Genomic DNA, 21943 nt, shown 5'->3' with positions numbered 1-21943 from the left:
GTTTCAGCCGCCGGCTTCGAGCCGGCTGAATTTTGTTATGTGTGAACACGCCAAAGTCAACGCTGACCAAGGAAATCTGAAAGACAAAGTCCCTCGCCTTATTTCATTAGCGCCGGCAACCCCAGCGACAGCCATGGCACGAAAATCACTGCGATCAGTACCAGTAACTGCAAAAGCAGAAATGGGAAAGCAGCCTTGTAGACCTGTGTGAGAGTTATGCCCGGGGGCGCAACTCCCTGCATCACAATGAGCAGAAGCCCAAATGGAGGAGTGAGAAAACTGATTTCCATTGCAATTAAAAAGAGAACCCCAATCCAGATCGGCTCAAGACCGAGTGAGTCCACCAGTGGCATAAAGAACGGCAGGGTGATCATGATCATGCTGATCTGATCGGCAAAACAACCCAGCACGAGCAGCACCAGCAACATACACAGGACGAGCATCAAGGGGGTGAGTTCCCATGCACCAACTAACTCGAGTAACCCATTGGTGCTGCCGGAGAATGAAAGCAGCTGAGAAAAAGTAGTGGAGGCGACCAACACGAAAAGAATCATGATTGAAATCTTTGCCGTTTCCATCAACGACTTGATGAACGAGCTCAGATTCAGCGAGCGATAAAGTGCTGCCGCCACTGTGGCCGCCACCGCGCCGAACGCCGCCGATTCGGTAGGCTCGGCCCACCCCGCAAGCATGCTGCCCACCACCACGACAAATATTCCGAATAGGGGCAGCACGTAAACAAAGAACGGTTTCCAGCGCTCCCACCCTTTCAGCTCTACGCCCTCGTCAACAGGAGCGAGTTCAGGATTGCGAATACACCGGATGACCACATAGCCAAGGATTGCTGCACCCATCAGAAGACCGGGGATAATTCCCCCGATTAACAAGCCCCCAATCGAAATACCGGCCAAGCTACCGAGGGTTACTGCAAGTGCAGACGGAGGGATCAACATCGCGATGCCACCTACAGCCATGATCGGGCCCATCGCGATGGATGGATGGTAGCCCCGTTTCAGCATGTCAGGGAGGAGCGCGCTTCCCATCATCGCGGTGTTGGCAATGCTTGATCCGGAAAGGGTCGCAAAGGCGGTGCCGCCAAGTACGGAGACAATGCTCAGTCGTCCGGGGACGCGAGCAATCAGGCGTTCGATTGCAGTGATTGCGCGATAGGCAAGGCCCGTGTGAAACAGGACCTCACCCATGAGTACAAACAATGGAATGGGGATCAGTGAGAAGGAATTCACGGCACCGACAGTGTTCCGTGCCATTTGCATCAGGCCCATTTCACCGCCGAGGAACAGATAGGCGCCTATGATATTGATAGCAAAAAAGCCCATTACCACGGGGAGCCCCAGAGCCATCAGGACCATGAGGCCGCCGATCAGCAGCGTCAACGCATACTGCCACTCCATATCAGGCTACCCCGTCGATAAGGCGCCAAAGTCGCCTGATGAATTCGACCACAAGAAGAGCAAAGCAGACCACGGGCACAGTAAAAGTCCACCATTCAGGGAAAGTGAAGGCTTTGAACACCTGGGTTCCGCGCTCATAGTACTCAAACCCCGTAATCGTCATAAAATGCAGAAATATGGCAGAAACAAGCGCCCCTAAAAGGTTCACAAGAATTTCCAGCCAACGGCCAGCGTGGTGCGAAAGACTGTTCAAGAGAATATCTATGCGCACGTGCGCCCCTTCATATAGAACCCAGGGGGCGCCCAGAAAAGTCGCCGCGCCTAATGCATACTCGCTGCCCTCCATAATCCAGCTCACAGATCCAAAGCCAAGATTCCGACTTAGAACGTTATAGACGACCAGGATCGATATGGCGGCAATGATTACCCCGGAAAGCAGACCAAAGGCTTGCATCAGGTAATGATAGGCATTGCCCAGCCAACCCCGACTCGGAGCCGGCTTTACTTCGGTGTGGGTAAGGGTGTCCATTACTTATCAAGAATTGCCCGGAGTTTTTTAGTGTTTTCGGGAGCTTGATCTGACAGGGCTTCCCATTGCGCCTCATAAGCGGTTTTCAGGAACTTTTCTCGTTCCGGACCCTCAAGCTCGATCACCTGGACGCCGGCCTCTGCCTGGCGTTTTGCTTCCCTCTCGTTGATTTCCTCATTCAAATCATTCAGGGATTCCAGCCAGACCGCTTTTTCGGTCAGGTACTCACGCTGTTCATCATTCATCCGCTCCCAGGCGTCCTGATTCACCAGTACGCCTACTTCAACCTGATAAAACCCGGGGTCGACGCGGTACTTCGTATGCTCATGCCAACCCAGATCAAGAATTCCCTGGATCGGCCAGCCGTAACCATCGACGGTTCCACGCTCGAGAGCCGTGTAGACCTCGCCTGGCGATGTCTGAGCGACATCCGCACCCAGATCCTCGAAGAAGGCGCGATACACAGGGGTTATGCGCAGGCGTTGTCCGCTCAAATCAGCGCTATTGATCTCCTTATTCGTGTAAAGATGAAAGCGGTTGCCGTAGTTGGTGAATGCCAGGTAATGAACGTTCATCTGTTCTTGCCAAATATTCTGGAGATCTTCCCACCGGCCCGTTTCCCGAAGTTCTTGCGGCGAGTACTGGGTTAGATTAAGGGCATTGGCAGCGGGCAACAGATTGGTATAGAAGGCACTGGTTACAAATGCCACGTCCACCACACCGGTACGAACGGCATTGCCGAGCTCAAAGGCAGGCATGACTTCCGGCCCGCCGATATAGTTCAACTTTACAGGTGCCCCCGTATCCGAATTGATCTCCTTAACGAATTTTTCAAAGGTATAGGGTATTGCGGTACCTTTGGAGAAGGCACTTGCAGTTTTCAGAGTGATTTGCTCAGCGAGAGCATAACCGCTCGTTCCGAGTGCCATAGCCGCCATCACGGTGCCCAGCAGCTTAAGTTTTGTAGTCATTGTTCTGTTCTCCCGGTGCTTTGTATGCCTACGAGTGTCTAGTGCCGATGCTTCTTTTTTGAGCTTCGCCTTTTGGAGTGCTGCTGGCAACATAGTTCATCAGGTCGCTCTTGTCATGCAATATAATGCATAGCATTTTCATGATTAGCCTTTCGATAGGAGCGACCGTGTTGCAGTTGCCTTTCGCCAATTAACTTAACATCAAAATATTTTATTAGTGAATTAAATGCAAGGAGCATTAGACCTTTTGGGCAGATTTATTGGAACGGATTGGCATGTGTGTCTGAGTCGGGACTGCTGGTCCTACTGGAACTGGCACGCCGACAGGGAGCCGTGGCGTCGCTCCAGGATCCCCAGCGGTACAGCCATTGTGGCGGTCAGGGCAGCCGCAGCAATTAATGCCCAGCCGGCATGGTTCCAGTTCCCGGACCACGCAACCAGCCAGGAAACCACTGTCGGCCCCAGAAATTGCCCCGCTTGACTTCCCTGCACCACCAACCCGCTGACGCTCCCAGTCCGGTGGGATCCGGGCGTGTGCAGCGGGATTCCCGAGAATATGGCTCCGGGAATCAATCCGCCGAATCCGGAGATGGCGACCGCGCAGATATAACGTAGCTCGCCGGGCAAACCTTCGCTCATCATGCCCAGTGCGGCAACGGCTAGAACCAATGACGCCCCACCGATCAATGTTGCGCGGGAAATGCCTCGGGCTAGCAACCAGCCGGCAGATATGCCGCCGATAATATTCGCCGCTACCACCCAGCTTGTAAGGACCGCTGCATGGCCGATTGAGTGGTTATGCTGCTCCACAAGTAAAGTCGGCAGAAAACTGATCAGCGCTAAATGCTGGAATGCGAAGCCGGCGAAACAGGCCGCGAGAAGAAGCGGTCCCGGAGACATGAGCACAATCTTCAGATCCTTCAGGCGTCCGCCCCGCTCTTGCCCTGGCCGGGCGGGGGGAGTGAGGCCCAGAATCAGCAACCACATCAATGCAGCGAGTGCAGAACCGGCCCACCAGAGGCCCCGCCACCCGTAGGGCTCAAGCAGATACGGACCCAACACCAGCATAAGGATAATCCCGGTCGGCATATAAGTGCTCCATAAGCCCAATACCAACCGTTGTTGCGGGCCCGACACCAGCGCAATTATGAAGCGTGGCGCGGAAGTGCATACCAGGAGGAAGCCGATTCCCTCAATCATGCGGCTCGCTAGTAACTCTGCAATGCCGCTCGATGTCGCGCCCCAGGCGCCGGCGAATGTTATGATCGCCAATCCGCTGGCCAGCGTACGACGATATCCCAGTCGGTCTACTGTCATCCCCGAGAACAGGCCACACAACCCGGTCAAAAGGCTGAATATGGCTACTAGCCAGCCAGTCATGACAAGCGTCAGGTTCAGGTCGGCACGAAGCGCAGGGAGAGCTATTGGGGCTTTGCCTACCTGCAAAGCAGCAATGATGCCGGCGAGTAATACGGCAGCAATCGGAATCCAGGATTGAGTGCCCCCGCCGGGTGCTGACTTAACACCATTGCGAGGTAAGGTGCCTTTTGGCTGCACTGGGCTTCTCCCCCCGAAATTGATGGCTCATCGCTGGCGCAAAGGCTTTTTTACCAGGTGTGAAGTTGAGTTTTGTCAAAACTACAAATTAACTAAATATTATATACTTGAAGCATCTGCAGGCGAATGGTATCTTGGCTTTTGGCGATCGGTGAGTTGCTAGTTTTTGCCCTTTCCGATAACCAGCAGACAATCTCCCCCCATTAATGGGCGGGAGATAAAGCCATCCCACACCACAAAGTAAGCCAAGATGAAAGAAAGTCCGATTCGGAGCAAGGAAACCCTGCGCTTATGGCTGCGAATGCTGCCTTGCGTCAACATGGTGGAGCAGATTCTGCGCGCTCGATTTCGTGAACATTACGGCATGTCCCTGCCTCAATTCGATGTGATGGCGCAATTGGGTCGTAGCAAAACACCTCAGACCATGTCCGAACTTTCGCGTCACCTGGTTGTTTCAAGCGGAAATGTGACAGGCCTGGTTGACCGCTTGGTGAAATCGGGATGTGTTATTCGCGAGCCCAGCGAAACCGATCGACGCGTACAGTACGTGAAGCTTACCGAAAAAGGCCATAACGAGCTCGAAGACATGGCCAAGGCCCATGAGATCTGGCTAACCGAAATTTTTCACGTGCTTAGTGATGACGAGTTGGCAGAATCGAATCGCCGGTTGATGCGCGTGAAAGCGTCATTGCTCCAATTTTCTGAAATCCGAACTTGATTCCCGCCCAGTCAAGCTGTCCATCAGGCAAGGTTATTGCTGCCTGATGGACAGCTTGCCTCGCGAGCCAGTTGCTCACTCCCGATTTGTCCTGTCCCCTGCCCTTAGGGCAGGGCAGCGCACCCACCGCATCGAAGCACGCATTAGTTGAAAGATAAATAGTTTATAATTGAATTAAATTCCCAGCAGTGTTATCTTTCGCAAAATCATCGTCGATTTGCTGTGCGGCTAATATTAATAACCAGAGACTAAAATGAATCGGTTTATCATTCGACTCAGGATACGATCGAGCCATTGCGACCCTCAAGGCAGATTGCAAGCAGCCCGCTATTTTGAGCTGGTCAATCGTGTTGTCGAAGAATGGTTTGGTGATCCCCTGGAATTTTCGTTCGCATATATGCACAGCCAGGAAAATCGTATTGGGATTCCTACCGCTAGACTGGTCCTGGAAACTCACCAACCCGCATATTTGGGCGAGGAACTGGAGATATCCCTGCAAGTGCTGGAGTTGCGTCGAAGCGCTATTAAGTTAGCTATCGACGCCTCTTGTGAGAATCAGCCTCGTTTCAGCGCCCGAGTAGTCATTGTTCTGGCGGAGGCTTCCAGTGGCCGATTGCGAAGCATGGAGATTCCCGCTGATTTGAGGGCGGCAATGGAGCGCTATTCGGTGCCGGCTATCTGAAGGGCGCTCCGTTGAACTCGCGTCGGCTGCCGGGAAACCGGAATGCTCGATTGTGTAATCAAAGAGAAATTACGGGTGATGCTGTGAACTTTCATTGTGAACGACGGGTGCTTTTTCAGGACTGTGACGCTGCGAAGATTGTGTTCTATCCGCGTTACATGGAAATGCTGGACGACGTAGTAGAGGACTGGCTGCGTGAGATTGGTGTTTGGGGCTATCCTCTGGCAAACGGGGATTCAGATTGTAATCGACCCCAGCTTACAAAGGCGGAAATCGATTTTCAGCACCCAAGTCAACTGGGTGACAATCTTCAGTTTGCCTTGACGTTACAGAAGGTTGATGAGTACCGGATATGGTTGCTGGCCAGCGTAAGCTGCCACGACGAATCACGCTTGAAAGTGAAGCTTGAGCTTGCTTCAGCTGCAAGGGGAGAACAAATCGGGCGCTCTGCGCTGCCACATGCAATGTACCAGTCACTGGTAGCTCAGTTCGCCGCTACTAAACCTTGAATCCAGGAGACCAATCCATGCAAATGCTCAATCCGCCCCATTGGAAACGCCCCAAGGGTTATTCCAACGGCATTAGTGCCCGTGGCCGATTAGTAGTCACTGGCGGTCTCGTAGGCTGGGACGAGACGGAAACTTTCCAGAGCAGTGACTTCATTGCACAGGTAAAACAGACATTACAGAATATTTTGACGGTCCTTAAAGAGGCTGACGCGGGTCCCGAGCATATTGTTCGTTTGACCTGGTACATCACGGACAGACAGGAATACCTGTCGCGTCTTGGAGAGATGGGCGTTGTCTATCGCGAGGTTATGGGACGCAACTTTCCTGCCATGGCTATGGTGCAGGTAGTTGCACTGATAGAGGAGGCGGCTAAGGTAGAGGTCGAGGCCACTGCAGTTGTTCCAGATTAGTCATGAAAACTTCTGCAGCCCTGATTCGTCGATATCTGTAGGCTGCAGGGGCATTGGCGCCTGTTTCTGAGGGAGACCTAACAGCCAGGCGCCACCCGAACTTGAGCTTTCTCTGCCTGGGAAGGACCTGGCAAAGGATTTTCCGGCACAGCTGCATAGGCAACCTGCCTGGAATCGCGCCGAACAGTTTCGGCGCTTGCGTTCCCACCACGATGCGAGAATCATTAGCAGTCTGGGTGGTGTCGAACTTTTCAACCACTAATGACTCAGCAATACGGCATGGACTTAACCGGCTGGTCCACTACTGCAAATATCTGCAATGGATATTCCTGATCTTAAACGCCCAGGTAACGATTTTTAATCTCCTCACTGAGTTCTTTGGGTTCGCCCGTCCAGACGGTTTTGCCCTTCTCGAGAATTATGCAACGATCTGCGCGAGGGAGCAGTTCTCTTAACGTTTTGTCGACTAACAAAATGGACAGGCCGGCATCCTTCAGGATGGCAATAGCGCGCCAGATTTCCTGCCGGATCACCGGCGCCAGACCTTCTGTTGCCTCGTCAAGCACCAACAACCTGGGATTAGTCATCAAGGCCCGACCAATGGCGAGCATCTGTTGTTCTCCTCCTGAAAGCGTCAGCGCAAGTTGGTGGCGTCGCTCGGCCAAGCGTGGGAAGACCTCTTCGACCCGGCTAAGCGTCCAGTCCCCTGGTCGAGCAGTCGCGAGCAGGTTTTCGCGCACGGTCAGGTTGGTAAAACAACGTCGGCCCTCAGGCACCAGCCCCAGACCCAGCCGAGCGATTCGGTGTGGTGCCATTCGAGTGATATCCTGACCGGCAAACTCTATGCGTCCGGCGCGAGCCGGAGTCAGTCCGAATATGGAGCGGATGCTGGTCGTTTTGCCCATGCCGTTGCGACCCATTAATGCCACCAGTTCGCCCGCTTGCAGGTTAAGATCTACGCCAAACAAGGCTTGGGAGGGCCCATAGTATGTGTTGATGCCACTTACGCTGAGCATGATTCGTCTCCAAGGTAGGCTTCCCGGACTTGCGGATTGTTGCGGATGCTTTCGGCGTTGCCCTGGGCGATCACGCCGCCGGCGACCAGAACAGAGATTCGATCCGCCAACCGGAACACGGCATCCATATCGTGCTCGATCAATAAAATTGGAACCTCTTCCTTCAGACTTTCCAGCAGGACTGTCAGCATGGAGGAGCCCTCAAGGCCCAGGCCGGCCATAGGTTCATCCAGCAGAAGTGCTTTTGGTTTGAGCGCCAGGGCGCAGGCCATTTCTACCTGGCGACGTTCCCCGTGGGAAAGCTCTGCTACCGGCGTGTCAGCTCGTGCTTTCAGGCCCATGCGATCGAGGGCTTCGAGGGCCGGGTTGACCAGCCGGGGATCGGTCTGGACCGGTGTCCAGAATCGGAAAGAGCTGCCCTGTAGAGCCTGAATGGCGATCATGACATTGCGTTTAACGCTCAGCTCTTCAGCCAGAGAGGAGATCTGGAAGCTCCGCCCAAGTCCTCGGCGTGCCCGTTCGGCGACGGATAATTGGGTAAGAACTTCTCCTCCCAGCACAATATCGCCGCTATCCGGCCGCAGAGTTCCGGCAATTTGTGCAATCAGAGTAGACTTGCCAGCACCGTTGGGACCAATCAGAGCGTGGATTTCGCCGGGCATCAGATCAATCGTGACGTCCCGGGTGGCGCGCAAGGCACCGAAGGATCTGTTAAGTTTTTCTATTCTGAGGACGGCTTCAGACATGCTGAGGTCTCCCTGCCAAAAGGCCCATCACGCCGCCGCTGGCGAAAAGCACCACACCGAGCAGTACCAGACCCAGGAAAAATTGCCAGTATTGGGTCAGCCCTCCAAGCAGGGTTTCCATCAGGACAAACAGAATAGCGCCCGCTAATGGCCCACAGTGGCGGCCAACGCCGCCAAGAATGACGATTACCATGATCTCGCCGGAGGTGTGCCAGCTCAGCATGGAGGGTCCGACAAAACCGTTCAGATCAGCAGACAGCGCGCCTGCCAGCCCGACGATCATGCCGCTTATCACGAATGCGGCCAAGCGTATGGGCTGGGGTTCGACTCCGGCCGTGGCAAGCCGGACCGGGTTGATTCGGGCCATCGTCAGTGCCGCCCCGAAGCGGGCTCTCATTATCCGGTGAGAGAAGCCCAGAGCCAGCAACAAAAGGGCGAAACAGATGATAAAGAAAATCAGGCTATTGCTGGTATCCAGGCCAAAGAATTGGTTTCGTACATAAATCGGGAGCCCGTCCTCGCCTCCGTAAGTTGGCCAGGAAATGGCAAAATAATAGATCATCTGTGCGAACGCCAGGGTGATCATGATGAAGTAGACCCCCGATGTGCGGAGGGAAATTCGGCCGATCAGCCAGCCCACTATGCCGCAAAGGAACATCGCAGTGATCCAGAGCGTTATCATCTGATCGCTGCCTTCCGGCAGGCCCGGAACTCCGAAAACAGGCGACATTTCGAAGGCGTGGAAGGCGCCAATGCCCGCGACATACCCACCCAAACCAAAAAAAGCGGCATGGCCCAGGCTGACCATGCCGCCAAACCCGAGTGCCAGATTCAGACCGACGCCGGCAAGAGCAATGATGGTAATGCGTGATGCGAGATTGACGAAGTACCGCTCTCCCATGAAGTGCGCAATCATTGCGGCGGCCACCACGCCAACAAGCAGAATCAGGCTGATCCATTGTTCGCGGCTCACTTGCGGTACCCGCAGGAGGGGACGAGCCAGGGTCTCTTTGAGTTCGATATTAGTCATTGGCAGCAAACAACCCGTGTGGTTTGAAGGCAAGAATAATGGCCATCAGCACATAAATCAGCATTGAGGCGAGCGCGGCTCCCACGCCGGATGCATCTGACGAGGCCATAAAGAGCTTGAAAAAATCGGGTAGCAGGATTCGCCCGAGAGTATCGACGATGCCGACCATCAGAGAGCCAATCAGAGCGCCCTTGATGGAGCCGATGCCACCAATCACGATGACCACGAATGCCAGAATCAGAACCGGCTCACCCATCCCCACCTGAACCGACTGCAAAGCGCCAACGGTGGCGCCGGCGATGCCCGCAAGGGCGGCGCCCAATGCGAATACCAGGGTATAAAGGGTACTAATGTCCACACCCAGCGCGCCGATCATCTCCCGATCGTTCTCACCGGCGCGGATGCGCATACCCAGTCGTGTTTTGCTGATCAATAGATAGAGCCCGACCGCGATAACCACCCCCATCAGGATGATCGCCAGACGGTACAGGGAATAATTTACCCCGCCAGGAAGGGACACCGAACCTTTCAGTATATCCGGTACGTTCAACCACAGAGGCGAGGATCCATAAAGCCAACGGGTGCCTTCGGAGAAAATAAGAATCAGGGCGAAGGTGGCAAGTACTTGATCGAGGTGATCTCGGTGGTAAAGCCGTCGCATGACCAGGAATTCGACCACGGCGCCGACCACAGCGGCTGCCAGAGTTCCTGCGAGCAAGCCTATCCAGAAGGAGCCTGTGGTTCCGCTGACCCACGCAGTGACGAATGCACCCGTCATATAAAAGGAGCCATGCGCGAGGTTGATCAGTCCCATAACCCCAAATACCAAAGTCAGTCCACTGGCCATGAGAAACAGCATGGTGCCCAGTTGAACGCCGTTTAAAAGTTGTTCGAGTATTAAGGGTAAGCTCACAACGGCCTCTTTCGGGTAGGTTCAGAGCTGGTATACCGGGCCTCAAACGATGGTGTGTCTGTCATCAGCCGCGGCATTTTTCATATTATTGAGTTCGGAGAAAGTGCCCGCTTAACGGGCACTCGTTTTCATGGATAACAGAATTCAGAGTTTGCACTGATCTGCATAAACATCCTGCAAGTCTTCTATGGCAACACCGATCAGTTTGTTGGTGGGCTTACCGTCTTCACCGGCAACTACCTCACGCACATAGATGTCGTGGATCGGATGGTTATTACGGCCGAAACGGAAATCGCCCCGGGTCGAGTTGAAATCGGCTGCTTTTAACGCCCGGCGGAACGTTTCCTTGTCATCAGGATGAGCTTTTTCGAGAGCCGATAGAATCAGGTTGGCGGTATCAAACCCTTGCGATGCGTAGAGCGTGGGCACGCGGCCATACTCTTTGGTAAAACTTTCGACAAATGCCTTGTTGGTGGGATTGTCCAGGTCGCGGGCCCACTGCGATGTGTTCTTTACCCCCAGAGCCGCGTTACCAACCGCTCCCAGAATGACCTCGTCAAATGAGAATGCTGGCCCATAGACCGGTAAGGTGAGACCGGCGCTCTGGTACTGTTTCATGAACGCAATGCCCATGCCCCCGGGTAAGAAAAAGTAGACGCTTTCGGCATCGCTGGCGCGGATCGCCGCAATTTCTGCCGCGTAATCGGTTTGCCCCAACTGGGTATAGACCTCATTCGCCAGTTCTCCGGTGTAGTAGCGCTTAAAGCCCGTCAGAGCATCGGTTCCGGCGGGATAGTTCGGTGCCAGGATGACCGGTTTTCTGATGCCTTCCTTTTGCATGTAGGCGCCCATCCCTTCATGCAGACTGTCATTCTGCCAGGCCACATTAAAGTAGTTTTCGTGACACAGGCGTCCAGCCAAGGGCGAAGGGCCGGCGTTGGGTGAAAGATAGAACACGTCCTGGCGCACAGCTGAAGGTACCACCGCCATGGCCAGATTGGACCAGATGATGCCGGTCAGAATATCGACGTCTTCCCGCTGGATCATTTCATTGGCCAGGTTTTTCGCCACGTCCGGCTTGCGGGCATCATCATGAATCAGTACCTCGACGTCCTCTCGCTCGGACTGTTCGATCGCGAGCATGAATCCATCTCGAACATCAACCCCAAGATGCGAACCGCCTCCGGATAGTGTGGTGATCATGCCGATCTTAACCTCTTCGGCATAACTGGTTGCAACGGCGGCTGTCATTACCAGCCCCAAGCTTACACTGAGTATTTTTTTCATTATTTGCTCCGTTGGTGCTTTTGTTGTTGCTCACTTGGACGTGCCGTTGTAGCCGCGTCTCTAACCCGTCCCTCAAGGCTGGGCTCCTTAGGTTCTGTCTGACCAGAACGCTGAGTCATGGCCCTGCATTCCAGCCTAGCCTGGCTGATATCTACAGGCTCCTGTTTTCTTTGAGCCTGAAGCGCTGGATTTTCCCCGTTGGCGTCTTCGGCAAAGCTTCGCTGAAACGGATTGACCGAGGATATTTATAAGGTGCAATTTTGGCCTTAACATACTCTTGAAGCTGTTTAATGCACTCCTCATCGGGAGATACTCCCTCTGTCAAAACCACATGGGCCTCGACGATCTGGCCCCGGTCAATGTCCGGAATGCCCACCACTGCGCATTCAAGCACGTTGGCATGGCTCAAAAGGCAGGCCTCTACTTCCGGACCGGCAATGTTGTAACCTGAGGAAATGATCATGTCATCACGGCGCGCGCAAAAGTAAAAATAGCCGTCTTCATCCTGTGAGAATGCGTCGCCTGTAAGGTTCCACCCATCCAGCACGTAATTCTTTTGGCGTTCATCGGCAAGATAGCGACAACCAGTGGGTCCGCGCACGGCCAAAGCCCCTACCGTGCCTCTGGGCGCTTCTTTACCGCTGGTGTCCAATATGCGGGCTTCATAGCCAGGCACGGGCTTGCCAGTGCAGCCGGGCCGGGCGTCATCAAGACGATTTGATATAAAAACGTGCAGCATCTCGGTCGAGCCGATGCCGTCCAGCATGAGCTTGCCTGTCTTCCTGGTCCATTCCGCGAAGACTGGGGCTGGAAGGGTTTCACCGGCGGAAACGGCCGCCTTTAGGCTGGATAAATCAGCGCCGTCCTCCATGGCCTTGAGCATCACCCGATAAGCCGTGGGAGCCGTAAAGCAGATGGTTGCGCTGTAGGTCTCGATGATTTCAACCATATTTGGCGGTGATGCGTTTTCCAGCAAAGTAGCTGTGGCACCAAACCGCAGAGGAAATATAGCCAGCCCTCCGAGGCCGAAAGTGAACGCCAGAGGGGGCGAGCCCACAAAGATATCGTCTGGCGTAACTTTAAGAACATGCTTGGCATAGGTGTCAGCAACGGCAAGTAAATCCCGGTGAAAATGCATCGCGGCCTTCGGTGTGCCGGTCGTACCCGAGGTAAACGCCAGCAGGGCAACATCATCCTGACTGGTTGCAATGGCATCAAAATGCCCCGGTTTTTCAAGCGCAGCTTGATCGAGTTCGGCATGGTGGTTGGCGGTGCCATCAAATCCCACGACCGTGCGCAAGTATCGACTTTTCGCCGCACAGAGTTGTAATTCATCCAGTAGCCGGGTATCGCAAAGAGCATGCGAAATCTCGGCCTTATCGACGATTTCCCCCAGTTCGCCGGCCCTCAGCATAGGCATGGTATTCACAGCAACGCCGCCCGCTTTGGTGACAGCCAGCCAGCAGGCTACAAAGGCAGGATTATTGGCAGATCGAATCAACACCCGGTTGCCAGGTTTGATGCCGTAGTCCTCCACCAAAGCGTGAGCCAGACGATTGGTCCAGTCTGACAACTCCTTGTAGGTGCGTTTCCGGCCATTGCCTACCAGCGCTGTACGATCGCCATAACCCTCTTCCACCAACCGGTCGGTCAGTTCCACACCGGCATTAAGCCTTTCCGGATATTCCAGCCCTGTTAACAGGAAGTCCGGCTGCTGATCTGGAGGAGGCAGGTTGTCACGAGTAAATGTGTCGATGTGCGCCGAGGGTCCCATTATAATTGGTCTCTTAACTGTGATTGCTGTTTCAGGAAATGCTTCCAGGTTGCCTTTCACGCGCCGGCTATTTGACCCGCTCGTCACCGCTTAATCGCTTGGTGGCTGGTAATTTGCCAGCGTATTTTTCGCAATGACCACTTTCTGAACGTCCGAAGCGCCTTCATAGATGCGTAACGCACGAATCTCCCGGTACAGGCTTTCTATGATATGCCCCTTGCGTACGCCGTCGCCGCCGTGCAATTGCACGGCTTTATCGATCACGCTCTGCGCCTGGTCGGTGGCATAGAGCTTGGCCATGGCGGCTTCGCGACTGACTCGCTGGGCGCCCTGATCTTTAGTCCACGCGGCCCGGTAGACCAGTAAAGCAGCGGCATCGACGTCGAGAGCCATGTCAGCGATATGACCCTGTACCAGTTGAAGGTTTGCCAGGTTCCCCCCGAAAAGCTTTCGACTCAGGCAGCGTTGCGCGCTTTCATCCAGCGCACGGCGGGCAAATCCAAGTGCTGCTGCACCTACAGTAGAGCGAAAAACATCGAGTACTGACATGGCAATTTTAAAGCCTTGACCAGGCTCGCCGATACGATTGGCCGCCGGCACGCGCAAGCCGTTAAAGCCCAGCCTTGCCAGGGGATGCGGTGACATGGTGTGCAATCGCTCTCGAATTTCCAGACCGGGCCGATCAGCCTCCACGAGGAATACGGATAATCCTTTGGCGCCCGAGGCTTCGCCGGTTCGCGCAAAAACGGTGTAGAAATCCGCAATGCCCCCGTTTGAAATCCAGGTTTTTTCGCCATCGATAATGTAGTCGTTTCCGTCCCTGGTGGCGGTGGTGCTCAGATTGGCGACATCGGAGCCGGAATCCGGCTCGGTCAACGCAAAGGCAGCAATAGCCTGGCCAGTTCGGGTTTTATCAAGCCAGCCCTTCTGGGCTTCGTTACCGTAAAGACTGATAGCGCCTGCTCCCAGCCCCTGCATGGCAAAAGCAAAATCCGCCAGGCCTTGATGGCGGGCAAGGATTTCCCTGGCAAGACACAGAGTCCGTACATCTAGCTGATTTCCACCCGTAGGCTGGAGCCAGCCGTCCGCTCCGAGCCGGGCCACAAGGCGCCTGCAGCGATCGTCAGTATCCGTCTCGGTATGTTCCTGGTCGAGATTGGCATGACACCAGGTATCCAGTTCTGCGGCCCACTGGCGATGACGATCTTCAAAGAAGGGCCAGTCCAGGTAGCTCGAATCGCTCATCAGTTGCCTCCGAACACGGGTTTTTTCTTGTCGGCAAAGGCATTGTAAGCGCGCTCGAAGTCCCTGGTCTGCATGCAAATGGCCTGGGCCTGAGCCTCCGACTCGATCGCTTGCTCCAGGCTCATGGACCACTCCTGGTTGAGCTGGGTTTTGGTGATCCCATGGGCGAAAGTGGGGCCTTCGCACAGGCGTTGCGCATACTGGATCGCTCTGGATTCAAGCTCGGAGGCATCAACAATATGGTTGTAAAATCCCCAGGCCAGGCCTTCATCCGCGGTCATGGTTCGACCGGTATAAAGCAGGTCTGCGGCGCGGCCCTGGCCGATAAGCCGCGGCAACATGGCGCAGGCTCCCATGTCGCACCCGGCCAGTCCGACCTTGGTAAAGAGAAACGCGGTGCGACATTCGGGCGTGCCAAAACGGATGTCCGAAGCCATGGCAAGGATGGCACCGGCGCCAACACAGATTCCATCAGCAGCTGCAATAACCGGCTTACCACAGCCGAGCATGGCCTTGACGAGATCGCCAGTCATACGGGTAAAGGCGAGCAAGTCTTTCATCTCCATGCCGACCAGTGGCGCAATAATGTCGTGAACGTCCCCGCCAGAGCTGAAATTGCCGCCGTTGGCAGCAAAGACAACGGCATCTACATCTTCCGCATAAGCAAGGTTGCGGAAGGTATCGCGCAGTTCAGCATAGCTTTCAAATGTTAGCGGGTTTTTGCGTTCGGGACGGTTTAGCTGAATGATGGCAACGGCTCCTTCCATGCGCCAGATAAAGTGTGTGGGCTGATGTTGGGCCATTTTCATCCGTTTTCTCCTGCCTGCTTCGCTATAAATGATGTTGTCGCATTCATATTTCGCCCCCGGAAATGGAAATCGCCTGGCCCGTAATCGAAGAAGCCTCCCCACTGGCGAGCCAAAGTGCAGTTGCGACAACATCGCCGGGCTGTATAAGCCGTCCCTGGGGATTGTGGGCGGTCAGCTGCGCTCGTGCTTCTTCGCGGCTGAGTCCGGTGGTTCGGGTAATATTGTCGAGGCTTTCTTCTAAAAGCGGTGTTTCAGTGAAACCCGGGCAAAGAGCATTGACCGTGATTCCCTTACGAGCGGTTTCCAGCGCCAAGGCTTTCACCAGGCCGATCACACCGTGCTTGGCCGCGCAATACGGGGCTACATAAGGGTAACCTTTAAGCCCAGCAGTGGAGGCTACGGCAATCAAGCGACCACCATCACCCATTCTTGCCAGGCCGGCCTGCAGTGTCAGAAAGACGCCGGTAAGATTAACGTCCAGCATTTGTTGCCACTGAACCAGTGTGACTTTTTTAAAGGGGGCGCTCTGCGCGGCGCCAGCGTTGGCTATGACTATATCCAGCGAACGTCGATCAGCAAAGAGGGCGGCGACAGAGTCGGCATTGGTAATATCAGTGACCTGGTAACGGATGTTCCGGTGCTGAGCGGAGACGGCAGCGAGCCGATCTTCATTGCGTGCAGCAATGGTGACCTGTGCTCCAGCCCGTGCAAAAGCCACCGCCATTTCTGCGCCAATGCCGCTGCCGCCGCCGGTGATGATGATTTCTTTATCGGTAAAGTCGGCCATGGCGTCAGATCGACCCCTCTTCTCGTTCCCGTTCGGCAAGCCGCATTAACTGGTCGCGACCTGCCAGATAGGGATCCGGCCAGTGCTGTCGGTCATTGCCGATGGTGGCTGCGGCATGCAAGGTCCAGTATGGATCGGCAAGGTGGGGACGCGCGAGGCAGACCAGATCCGCCCGCCCGGCCATCAGAATTGAATTGACGTGGTCCGGGTCGAAGATGTTCCCGACAGCCATGGTAGGCATGTGCACTTCATTGCGAATTCGATCAGCAAAGGGCGTCTGAAACATCCGGCCATAAACCGGCTGGGCCTGTTTCGAGGTCTGACCCGCCGAGACGTCGCAGATGTCAACACCAGCTGCTTTAAGATGACGGGCAATATCGACGGCATCTTCGGGTGTTATGCCATCAGCGCCGACCCAGTCCTGAGCGGAAATCCGCACCGAAATAGGTTTGTCCTGGGGCCATACTTCCCGGACAGCGTGGAAAACCTCCAGGGGAAAGCGCAGTCGGTTTTCAAGCGAGCCGCCATATTCGTCAGAGCGCCTGTTGGTAAGAGGCGTTATGAAACTCGACAACAGATAACCATGGGCAGCGTGAATCTCCAGCATGTCGAAGCCCGCTTCATCGGCCATGCGCGCTGCTGCAACGAACTGCTCCCGCACGAGATCCATGTCATCACGATCCATGGCTTTGGGAACTTGATTACGTTCAGACCAAGGTACCTCCGAGGCCGCCATGATTGGCCAGTTTCCACTCGCCAGCGGGACGTCCATGCCCTCCCAGCCAAGTTGGGTAGAGCCTTTGGGGCCGGAGTGGCCAATCTGGGCGCATATTTTTGCCGAGGTTTCCCCGTGCACGAAATCAACCAGGCGTTTCCAGGCTGTCAGGTGTTCGGCTGCATAAAACCCGGGGCAGCCGGGAGTGATTCGGCCCTCCGGGCTGACGCAGGTCATTTCTGTGTACACCAGCCCGGCACCGCCCTTGGCGCGCTCAGCGTAATGCACGAAATGCCAGTCGGTGGGGCAGCCGTCGACCGCTTTATACTGTGCCATGGGTGAAACGACGACCCGGTTTTTCAAGGTCAGGCCTCGCAGTTTAAAGGGCGCGAACATCGGTGCCTCATCACTGTCCAGATTGCCAGCTTGTGCCTGGAACCAGCTTTCAGCGCTGGATAGCCATTCTGGATCCCGCAGGCGCAGGTTTTCATGGCTGATGCGCTGTGAGCGAGTCAGCAGGGCATAATTGAACTGGACCGGGTCAAGATCGAGATAGCGTTCTATGTTTTCAAACCATTCTGTCGAGTTCCGGGCAGCCGACTGGAGTCGCAATACCTGGGTCCGACGCTCTTCTTCATAGCGCTGAAACGCCTGGGGCAGACTTGATTCAGACTCCACATAATCGGCAAGAGCAATGGCGCTCTCAAGCGCCAGCTTGGTGCCGGATCCGATGGAGAAATGGGCCGTAGCCGCAGCGTCGCCCATTAATACGACGTTGTCGTGACTCCATTTGTCGCAAAGAACCCGGGGGAAATTAATCCACGCAGAGCCCCGAATGTGATTGGCGTTTGTCATCAGGGAATGGCCGCCGAGGTGGTCGGCAAAAATCTTTTGGCAAACTTCGATGGACTCCTGCTGGTTCATTTCACCAAACCCGAATTTGTGCCAGGTGTCCTCAGAGCATTCAACAATAAACGTGGCCGTGTCATTGTCAAACTGATAGGCATGGGCCCAGACCCAGCCATTCTCTGTGTGTTCGAAAATAAACGTAAAGGCGTCATCGAAGGTCTGGTGAGTACCTAGCCAGACAAATTTACAGGCACGGACGTCAATGTCCGGTTTGAATACCTCGGCATAATGGCTGCGTACTCTGGAGTTGAGACCGTCGGAGGCCACGACCAAGTCGTACTGTTCTCTAAAAGCGTCAATCTCCTCTTCATTAACCGGAGTCTCGAACTGTAATTCGATACCGAGTTCCTGTGCCCGTTCCTGCAACAGGACAAGTAGTTGTTTGCGGCCGATGCCACAGAATCCATGGCCGGTAGATTTGGTGAGAGTGCCTTTGTGATGAACGGCAATATCGTCCCAATAGGCAAAGTGCTCCCGGATTCGTGCGGCACTGACAGGGTCGTTATTGGCCAGGTTGTCCAGCGTTTCATCCGACAGGACGACGCCCCATCCAAAGGTATCGTCAGGACGATTCCGTTCCACCACCAGGATGTCGTGTTTGGGATTACGGAGCTTGGCGCTGATGGCGAAGTAAAGTCCGGCAGGACCGCCGCCCAGGCAGGCTATTTTCATCGTTGTTCACCTAATACTGGATGCTGTTGGGTGCGAGATTGACTTTCGACGTAACGGCGCATGGATTGTCTTCCTGGTCCGGTATTTGCCTTTGCCCTACGTTGGGCGGCTAGGTCGATTTTATGCCATAAGTCACTTTAAGGTAGCCACAGATATATTTCAATACTAAAATTTATGATATTGAACATTTAACTCATAAAGCATAACATCGAAGCCTTCCCTGAGAACTTGATAGGCAATGACAACATGAACGACTTAGTGGTTGTGCCGGCGACGCCGGAAAACGCACGCAAGAAGCTTCCGGCCTTGAACTGGGCGGATCCATTCCTGTTAAGCGATCAGTTAACGGATGAAGAACGCATGATCGTGGACAGCGCCAAGGGATATTGCGCTGACCATCTGGCTCCTCGGGTACTGCAGGCCAACCGGCATGAGATTTTCCATCGGGAAATCATGACTGAGCTCGGGTCGTTGGGCCTGCTTGGCGCCACCATCCCCGAAACCTATGGCGGCGCTGGTGTCGGGTATGTTTCCTACGGATTGATAGCTCGAGAGGTCGAAGGTATCGATTCCGGATATCGTTCGGCTATGTCGGTTCAGTCCTCTCTGGTAATGCACCCGATTTTTGCCTATGGGACTGAAGAGCAGCGAGAGCACTACTTGCCTAAGCTGGCTAGCGGTGAATGGGTGGGGTGCTTTGGCCTGACTGAGCCCGACCATGGCTCGGATCCCAGCTCTATGGCCACGCGCGCCAAAAAAGTCGACGGGGGATATAAGCTGTCGGGATCTAAAACCTGGATTACCAATTCACCTATAGCGGATGTGTTTGTGATTTGGGCTAAATCCGAGGCGCACGACAATAAGATCAAAGGATTTATTCTGGAAAAAGGGATGCAAGGTCTCGCAAGCCCTAAGATTGAAGGGAAATTTTCCTTGCGGGCTTCCGTCACCGGAATGATCATGATGGACGAAGTCTTTGTGCCTGAAGCCAATCTGCTCCCGAATGTGCAAGGCCTGGCGGGTCCGTTTGGCTGTTTGAATCGCGCTCGTTACGGTATCGCCTGGGGCGCAATGGGCGCTGCCGAATCCTGCTGGCATGCGGCTCGAAAATACACTCTGGAACGCCAACAATTCGGCAGGCCTCTGGCTGCTAACCAGTTGATTCAAAAGAAGTTAGCCGACATGCAGACCGAGATATCCCTGGGATTGCAGGGAGCCTTGCGCCTCGGCCGACTAATGGACGAGCATCGCGCGCCTGCAGAGTTGATCAGCCTCATGAAACGTAACAATTGCGGGAAAGCATTGGACATTGCCCGTCAGGCGAGAGACATGCACGGTGGTAACGGTATCAGTGACGAATATGACGTTATTCGTCATATGATGAACCTTGAGGCAGTGAATACCTATGAAGGCACTCACGACATTCATGCGTTGATTCTTGGCAGGGCGCAGACAGACATTCAGGCATTTTTCTGATACTTGTTTTTGAAGATTGCGAAGCGCGCTGACTCCTGAAACTGCCTCAACGGAGTGCTCGACGACCACAGTTCATTGAGATATCCGTCTGACGCAGTTTCTCAGCGCCGAGAAAGTTTCGGAAGGAGAGGAGAGTGCCGAATGCTCTATCGTCAATTTAATAGCCAGGAAGAAATTGACCGGCAATACGATCCAAGACGTCTGGTCGATATCGCCCCTCATCTCCTGCGGTATCAGGAAAACAGCGACGATGCGCGGGAACGGTTCAATAACATACAGGATCTGTCTTACGGGCCGACCCTCCCTGAATATCTTGATTTATTCGTGGCAGATGTCCCGAATGCGCCTTTACACGTGTTTTTCCACGGGGGTTACTGGCGAGCATTAAGTAGCAAGGAATTTGCCTTTGTGGCCGGGGGTCTTGTGCCAGCTGGAGTGACCACGGCTGTGGTTAATTACGCTCTTTGCCCAAGCGTGTCACTAAGTGAAATCGTCAGGCAGTGCCATTCAGCGATGGCATGGCTGTATCGTCATGCCGAACGTTATGACTATGACGCTCACAGGATAACGGTATCGGGACATTCTGCAGGGGGCCAAATAGTCGGTATGCTGCTGGCAACGGATTGGACTGAACAGTATGGACTTCCGAACGATATCATCAAAGGGGCTTCTCCCGTAAGCGGCGTGTTTGATCTGGCGCCACTGCCTTTTTCGTGGCTTCAGCCCGCGCTTCAACTCGACTGGCGGGAAGTATCCGTCCTGAGCCCCCTGAATCGACTCCCTGTTGTGTGTTGCCCCGTATCGGTGATGGTGGGCGGCCTGGAATCGGAAGAATTTCTTCGGCAATCGCGCGACTATGCGGCCTGGCTTGATGAGGCAGCGCCTTCTGGACCTGTTAGCCATACGATTGTGCCGGGGGCTCATCATTTCTCGGTACTCGATGGTCTCAATACCGGCCGTGGGCCTTTGTTCCGTTCGATACTGGATCAGATCCAATAAATGCAGGAATAAAGAGGTCAGCGACATGCACCAGGTAAGCATAAGACAAGAGATCATTGATCGAGTTATGGCTCGACGCCAACGGTTTCATTTGTTTGATCGCCTTGATCCGACGAAAACTGCTGTGATTGCCATTGATATGCAGAACACCTTTCTCCAGCCTGGCTCGCCAGCCGAGGTACCTCTTTCGAGACAGATTGTCGAGCCTATAAATCGACTGAATGAAGGGGTTCGCGGTCTCGGTGGTCATATAGTCTGGGTTACGCATGCAAACAGCGGTTCCGGTGAAGACAGTGACTGGCCATGTTTTTTTAACAATTTCGTGGCTGATGATGTACGTGCACGGACTATCGATAGTCTTTTACCCGGACGTCACGGTCAAGAGATTTGGCCAGAGCTTCACGTGGAAGCTACTGATATTCAAATTACGAAAAACCGCTACAGCGCGCTGATTCCGGGGGCTTCTGATCTCGACCAGGTCCTGCGCGGCCTTGATGTTACTAACTTGTTGATTACCGGTACAAAAACCAATGTTTGCTGTGAGTCTACTGCCAGGGATGCCATGATGATGAATTTCAATGTTGTCATGGTTTCAGATGCTACAGCCGCCCTCTCAGACAACGAACATCAGGCAACTCTGGAAACAGTTATTCAGCAATTTGGCGATGTCTTGACGGTCAGTGAAGTTCTGGAAATTATTAAATAACCACTTTTCGAAGATGTCTAGCGTCCAGGCAGGGTGTTGAGGCAGGCCGGCTCAAAGATATCGGTCCAGTT

The 21943-nt window shown here is 54.3% G+C and carries 21 protein-coding genes; 7 read left to right on the top strand and 14 right to left on the bottom strand.

Features of this window, described 5'->3' with window-relative positions:
• Window positions 1-98: 98 nt before the first annotated feature.
• The 4 genes from LG327_RS06030 to LG327_RS06015 form a co-directional block, all read right to left on the bottom strand.
• Window positions 99-1412, bottom strand: coding sequence for a TRAP transporter large permease subunit (locus tag LG327_RS06030; protein ID WP_404367163.1), 1314 nt, complete (start codon window positions 1410-1412; stop codon window positions 99-101).
• A gap of 1 nt (window position 1413) precedes the next feature.
• Complete coding sequence (locus tag LG327_RS06025) at window positions 1414-1941, bottom strand: TRAP transporter small permease (RefSeq protein ID WP_404367160.1); 528 nt, start codon at window positions 1939-1941, stop codon at window positions 1414-1416.
• On the bottom strand, window positions 1941-2912 hold the full coding sequence (gene dctP, locus LG327_RS06020) for a TRAP transporter substrate-binding protein DctP (RefSeq protein ID WP_404367158.1): 972 nt from the start codon (window positions 2910-2912) through the stop codon (window positions 1941-1943). The genes LG327_RS06025 and dctP overlap by 1 nt, the downstream gene beginning before the upstream one ends.
• Before the next feature lie 303 nt (window positions 2913-3215).
• The gene (locus LG327_RS06015; RefSeq protein ID WP_404367155.1) at window positions 3216-4469 is read right to left on the bottom strand and encodes a CynX/NimT family MFS transporter; all 1254 of its coding nucleotides are present in this window, start codon (window positions 4467-4469) and stop codon (window positions 3216-3218) included.
• Window positions 4470-4719: 250 nt separating this feature from the next.
• Between LG327_RS06015 and LG327_RS06010 the strand changes: the two genes are divergently transcribed.
• The 4 genes from LG327_RS06010 to LG327_RS05995 all read left to right on the top strand — a co-directional run bounded on the left by LG327_RS06010 (window position 4720) and on the right by LG327_RS05995 (window position 6788).
• The gene (locus tag LG327_RS06010; RefSeq protein WP_404367153.1) at window positions 4720-5187 is read left to right on the top strand and encodes a MarR family winged helix-turn-helix transcriptional regulator; all 468 of its coding nucleotides are present in this window, start codon (window positions 4720-4722) and stop codon (window positions 5185-5187) included.
• Between the two features lie 253 nt (window positions 5188-5440).
• Window positions 5441-5869: an acyl-CoA thioesterase gene (locus tag LG327_RS06005; protein WP_404367150.1), complete on the top strand. Its 429-nt coding sequence runs from the start codon at window positions 5441-5443 to the stop codon at window positions 5867-5869.
• Window positions 5870-5919: 50 nt separating this feature from the next.
• Window positions 5920-6378, top strand: a complete 459-nt coding sequence (locus LG327_RS06000; protein ID WP_404367147.1) for an acyl-CoA thioesterase — start codon at window positions 5920-5922, stop codon at window positions 6376-6378.
• 17 nt (window positions 6379-6395) lie between these two features.
• Complete coding sequence (locus LG327_RS05995) at window positions 6396-6788, top strand: RidA family protein (RefSeq protein WP_404367144.1); 393 nt, start codon at window positions 6396-6398, stop codon at window positions 6786-6788.
• A gap of 335 nt (window positions 6789-7123) precedes the next feature.
• On the opposite strand, the gene LG327_RS05990 is transcribed toward LG327_RS05995, so the two are convergent.
• The 10 genes from LG327_RS05990 to LG327_RS05945 all read right to left on the bottom strand — a co-directional run bounded on the left by LG327_RS05990 (window position 7124) and on the right by LG327_RS05945 (window position 18691).
• The gene (locus LG327_RS05990) at window positions 7124-7804 is read right to left on the bottom strand and encodes an ABC transporter ATP-binding protein (protein ID WP_404367141.1); all 681 of its coding nucleotides are present in this window, start codon (window positions 7802-7804) and stop codon (window positions 7124-7126) included.
• Window positions 7792-8550 carry an ABC transporter ATP-binding protein gene (locus LG327_RS05985; RefSeq protein WP_404367138.1) on the bottom strand — a complete coding sequence of 253 codons (759 nt, stop codon included), beginning with the start codon at window positions 8548-8550 and terminating at the stop codon, window positions 7792-7794. Before LG327_RS05985 ends, LG327_RS05990 begins: the two co-directional genes overlap by 13 nt.
• On the bottom strand, window positions 8543-9580 hold the full coding sequence (locus tag LG327_RS05980) for a branched-chain amino acid ABC transporter permease (protein ID WP_404367135.1): 1038 nt from the start codon (window positions 9578-9580) through the stop codon (window positions 8543-8545). The genes LG327_RS05985 and LG327_RS05980 overlap by 8 nt, the downstream gene beginning before the upstream one ends.
• Complete coding sequence (locus LG327_RS05975) at window positions 9573-10427, bottom strand: branched-chain amino acid ABC transporter permease (protein WP_404369256.1); 855 nt, start codon at window positions 10425-10427, stop codon at window positions 9573-9575. The genes LG327_RS05980 and LG327_RS05975 overlap by 8 nt, the downstream gene beginning before the upstream one ends.
• Window positions 10428-10637: 210 nt before the next feature.
• Window positions 10638-11780: an ABC transporter substrate-binding protein gene (locus LG327_RS05970; RefSeq protein WP_404367133.1), complete on the bottom strand. Its 1143-nt coding sequence runs from the start codon at window positions 11778-11780 to the stop codon at window positions 10638-10640.
• 151 nt (window positions 11781-11931) lie between these two features.
• Complete coding sequence (locus LG327_RS05965) at window positions 11932-13614, bottom strand: AMP-binding protein (RefSeq protein WP_404367130.1); 1683 nt, start codon at window positions 13612-13614, stop codon at window positions 11932-11934.
• A 30-nt stretch (window positions 13615-13644) separates the two neighbouring features.
• On the bottom strand, window positions 13645-14799 hold the full coding sequence (locus LG327_RS05960) for an acyl-CoA dehydrogenase family protein (protein WP_404367127.1): 1155 nt from the start codon (window positions 14797-14799) through the stop codon (window positions 13645-13647).
• Window positions 14799-15608: an enoyl-CoA hydratase family protein gene (locus LG327_RS05955; protein WP_404367124.1), complete on the bottom strand. Its 810-nt coding sequence runs from the start codon at window positions 15606-15608 to the stop codon at window positions 14799-14801. The genes LG327_RS05960 and LG327_RS05955 overlap by 1 nt, the downstream gene beginning before the upstream one ends.
• Window positions 15609-15651: 43 nt before the next feature.
• A complete protein-coding gene (locus LG327_RS05950) occupies window positions 15652-16395 on the bottom strand; it encodes an SDR family NAD(P)-dependent oxidoreductase (RefSeq protein WP_404367121.1) in 744 nt (247 codons plus the stop codon).
• A 4-nt stretch (window positions 16396-16399) separates the two neighbouring features.
• Window positions 16400-18691, bottom strand: coding sequence for a bifunctional salicylyl-CoA 5-hydroxylase/oxidoreductase (locus LG327_RS05945; RefSeq protein WP_404367119.1), 2292 nt, complete (start codon window positions 18689-18691; stop codon window positions 16400-16402).
• 246 nt (window positions 18692-18937) lie between these two features.
• Here LG327_RS05945 and LG327_RS05940 point away from each other — a divergent pair, with 246 nt between their 5' ends.
• The 3 genes from LG327_RS05940 to LG327_RS05930 all read left to right on the top strand — a co-directional run bounded on the left by LG327_RS05940 (window position 18938) and on the right by LG327_RS05930 (window position 21872).
• Window positions 18938-20167, top strand: a complete 1230-nt coding sequence (locus LG327_RS05940; protein ID WP_404367116.1) for an acyl-CoA dehydrogenase — start codon at window positions 18938-18940, stop codon at window positions 20165-20167.
• Window positions 20168-20308: 141 nt separating this feature from the next.
• Window positions 20309-21166 carry an alpha/beta hydrolase gene (locus LG327_RS05935; protein ID WP_404367113.1) on the top strand — a complete coding sequence of 286 codons (858 nt, stop codon included), beginning with the start codon at window positions 20309-20311 and terminating at the stop codon, window positions 21164-21166.
• A 25-nt stretch (window positions 21167-21191) separates the two neighbouring features.
• Window positions 21192-21872, top strand: a complete 681-nt coding sequence (locus LG327_RS05930; protein WP_404367110.1) for an isochorismatase family protein — start codon at window positions 21192-21194, stop codon at window positions 21870-21872.
• The last annotated feature ends 71 nt before the right edge of the window (window positions 21873-21943 follow it).

The sequence above is a fragment of the Marinobacter sp. genome, assembly GCF_044799475.1.
In the GTDB taxonomy this organism is placed as follows: Bacteria; Pseudomonadota; Gammaproteobacteria; order Pseudomonadales; family Oleiphilaceae; genus Marinobacter.
Note: the sequence above shows the minus strand (reverse complement) of the source record. Positions and strands in the feature narration are given on the sequence as shown.

Bases quoted from the DNA above. Each gene is read 5' to 3' on its own strand.
- LG327_RS06030 (WP_404367163.1), bottom strand. From the start codon at position 1,412: ATGGAGTGGCAGTATGCGTTGACGCTGCTGATCGGCGGCCTCATGGTC.
- LG327_RS06025 (WP_404367160.1), bottom strand. From the start codon at position 1,941: ATGGACACCCTTACCCACACCGAAGTAAAGCCGGCTCCGAGTCGGGGT.
- dctP (WP_404367158.1), bottom strand. From the start codon at position 2,912: ATGACTACAAAACTTAAGCTGCTGGGCACCGTGATGGCGGCTATGGCA.
- LG327_RS06010 (WP_404367153.1), top strand. From the start codon at position 4,720: ATGAAAGAAAGTCCGATTCGGAGCAAGGAAACCCTGCGCTTATGGCTG.
- LG327_RS06005 (WP_404367150.1), top strand. From the start codon at position 5,441: ATGAATCGGTTTATCATTCGACTCAGGATACGATCGAGCCATTGCGAC.
- LG327_RS05995 (WP_404367144.1), top strand. From the start codon at position 6,396: ATGCAAATGCTCAATCCGCCCCATTGGAAACGCCCCAAGGGTTATTCC.
- LG327_RS05990 (WP_404367141.1), bottom strand. From the start codon at position 7,804: ATGCTCAGCGTAAGTGGCATCAACACATACTATGGGCCCTCCCAAGCC.
- LG327_RS05985 (WP_404367138.1), bottom strand. From the start codon at position 8,550: ATGTCTGAAGCCGTCCTCAGAATAGAAAAACTTAACAGATCCTTCGGT.
- LG327_RS05980 (WP_404367135.1), bottom strand. From the start codon at position 9,580: ATGACTAATATCGAACTCAAAGAGACCCTGGCTCGTCCCCTCCTGCGG.
- LG327_RS05975 (WP_404369256.1), bottom strand. From the start codon at position 10,427: ATGGCCAGTGGACTGACTTTGGTATTTGGGGTTATGGGACTGATCAAC.
- LG327_RS05970 (WP_404367133.1), bottom strand. From the start codon at position 11,780: ATGAAAAAAATACTCAGTGTAAGCTTGGGGCTGGTAATGACAGCCGCC.
- LG327_RS05960 (WP_404367127.1), bottom strand. From the start codon at position 14,799: ATGAGCGATTCGAGCTACCTGGACTGGCCCTTCTTTGAAGATCGTCAT.
- LG327_RS05955 (WP_404367124.1), bottom strand. From the start codon at position 15,608: ATGAAAATGGCCCAACATCAGCCCACACACTTTATCTGGCGCATGGAA.
- LG327_RS05950 (WP_404367121.1), bottom strand. From the start codon at position 16,395: ATGGCCGACTTTACCGATAAAGAAATCATCATCACCGGCGGCGGCAGC.
- LG327_RS05945 (WP_404367119.1), bottom strand. From the start codon at position 18,691: ATGAAAATAGCCTGCCTGGGCGGCGGTCCTGCCGGACTTTACTTCGCC.
- LG327_RS05940 (WP_404367116.1), top strand. From the start codon at position 18,938: ATGAACGACTTAGTGGTTGTGCCGGCGACGCCGGAAAACGCACGCAAG.
- LG327_RS05935 (WP_404367113.1), top strand. From the start codon at position 20,309: ATGCTCTATCGTCAATTTAATAGCCAGGAAGAAATTGACCGGCAATAC.
- LG327_RS05930 (WP_404367110.1), top strand. From the start codon at position 21,192: ATGCACCAGGTAAGCATAAGACAAGAGATCATTGATCGAGTTATGGCT.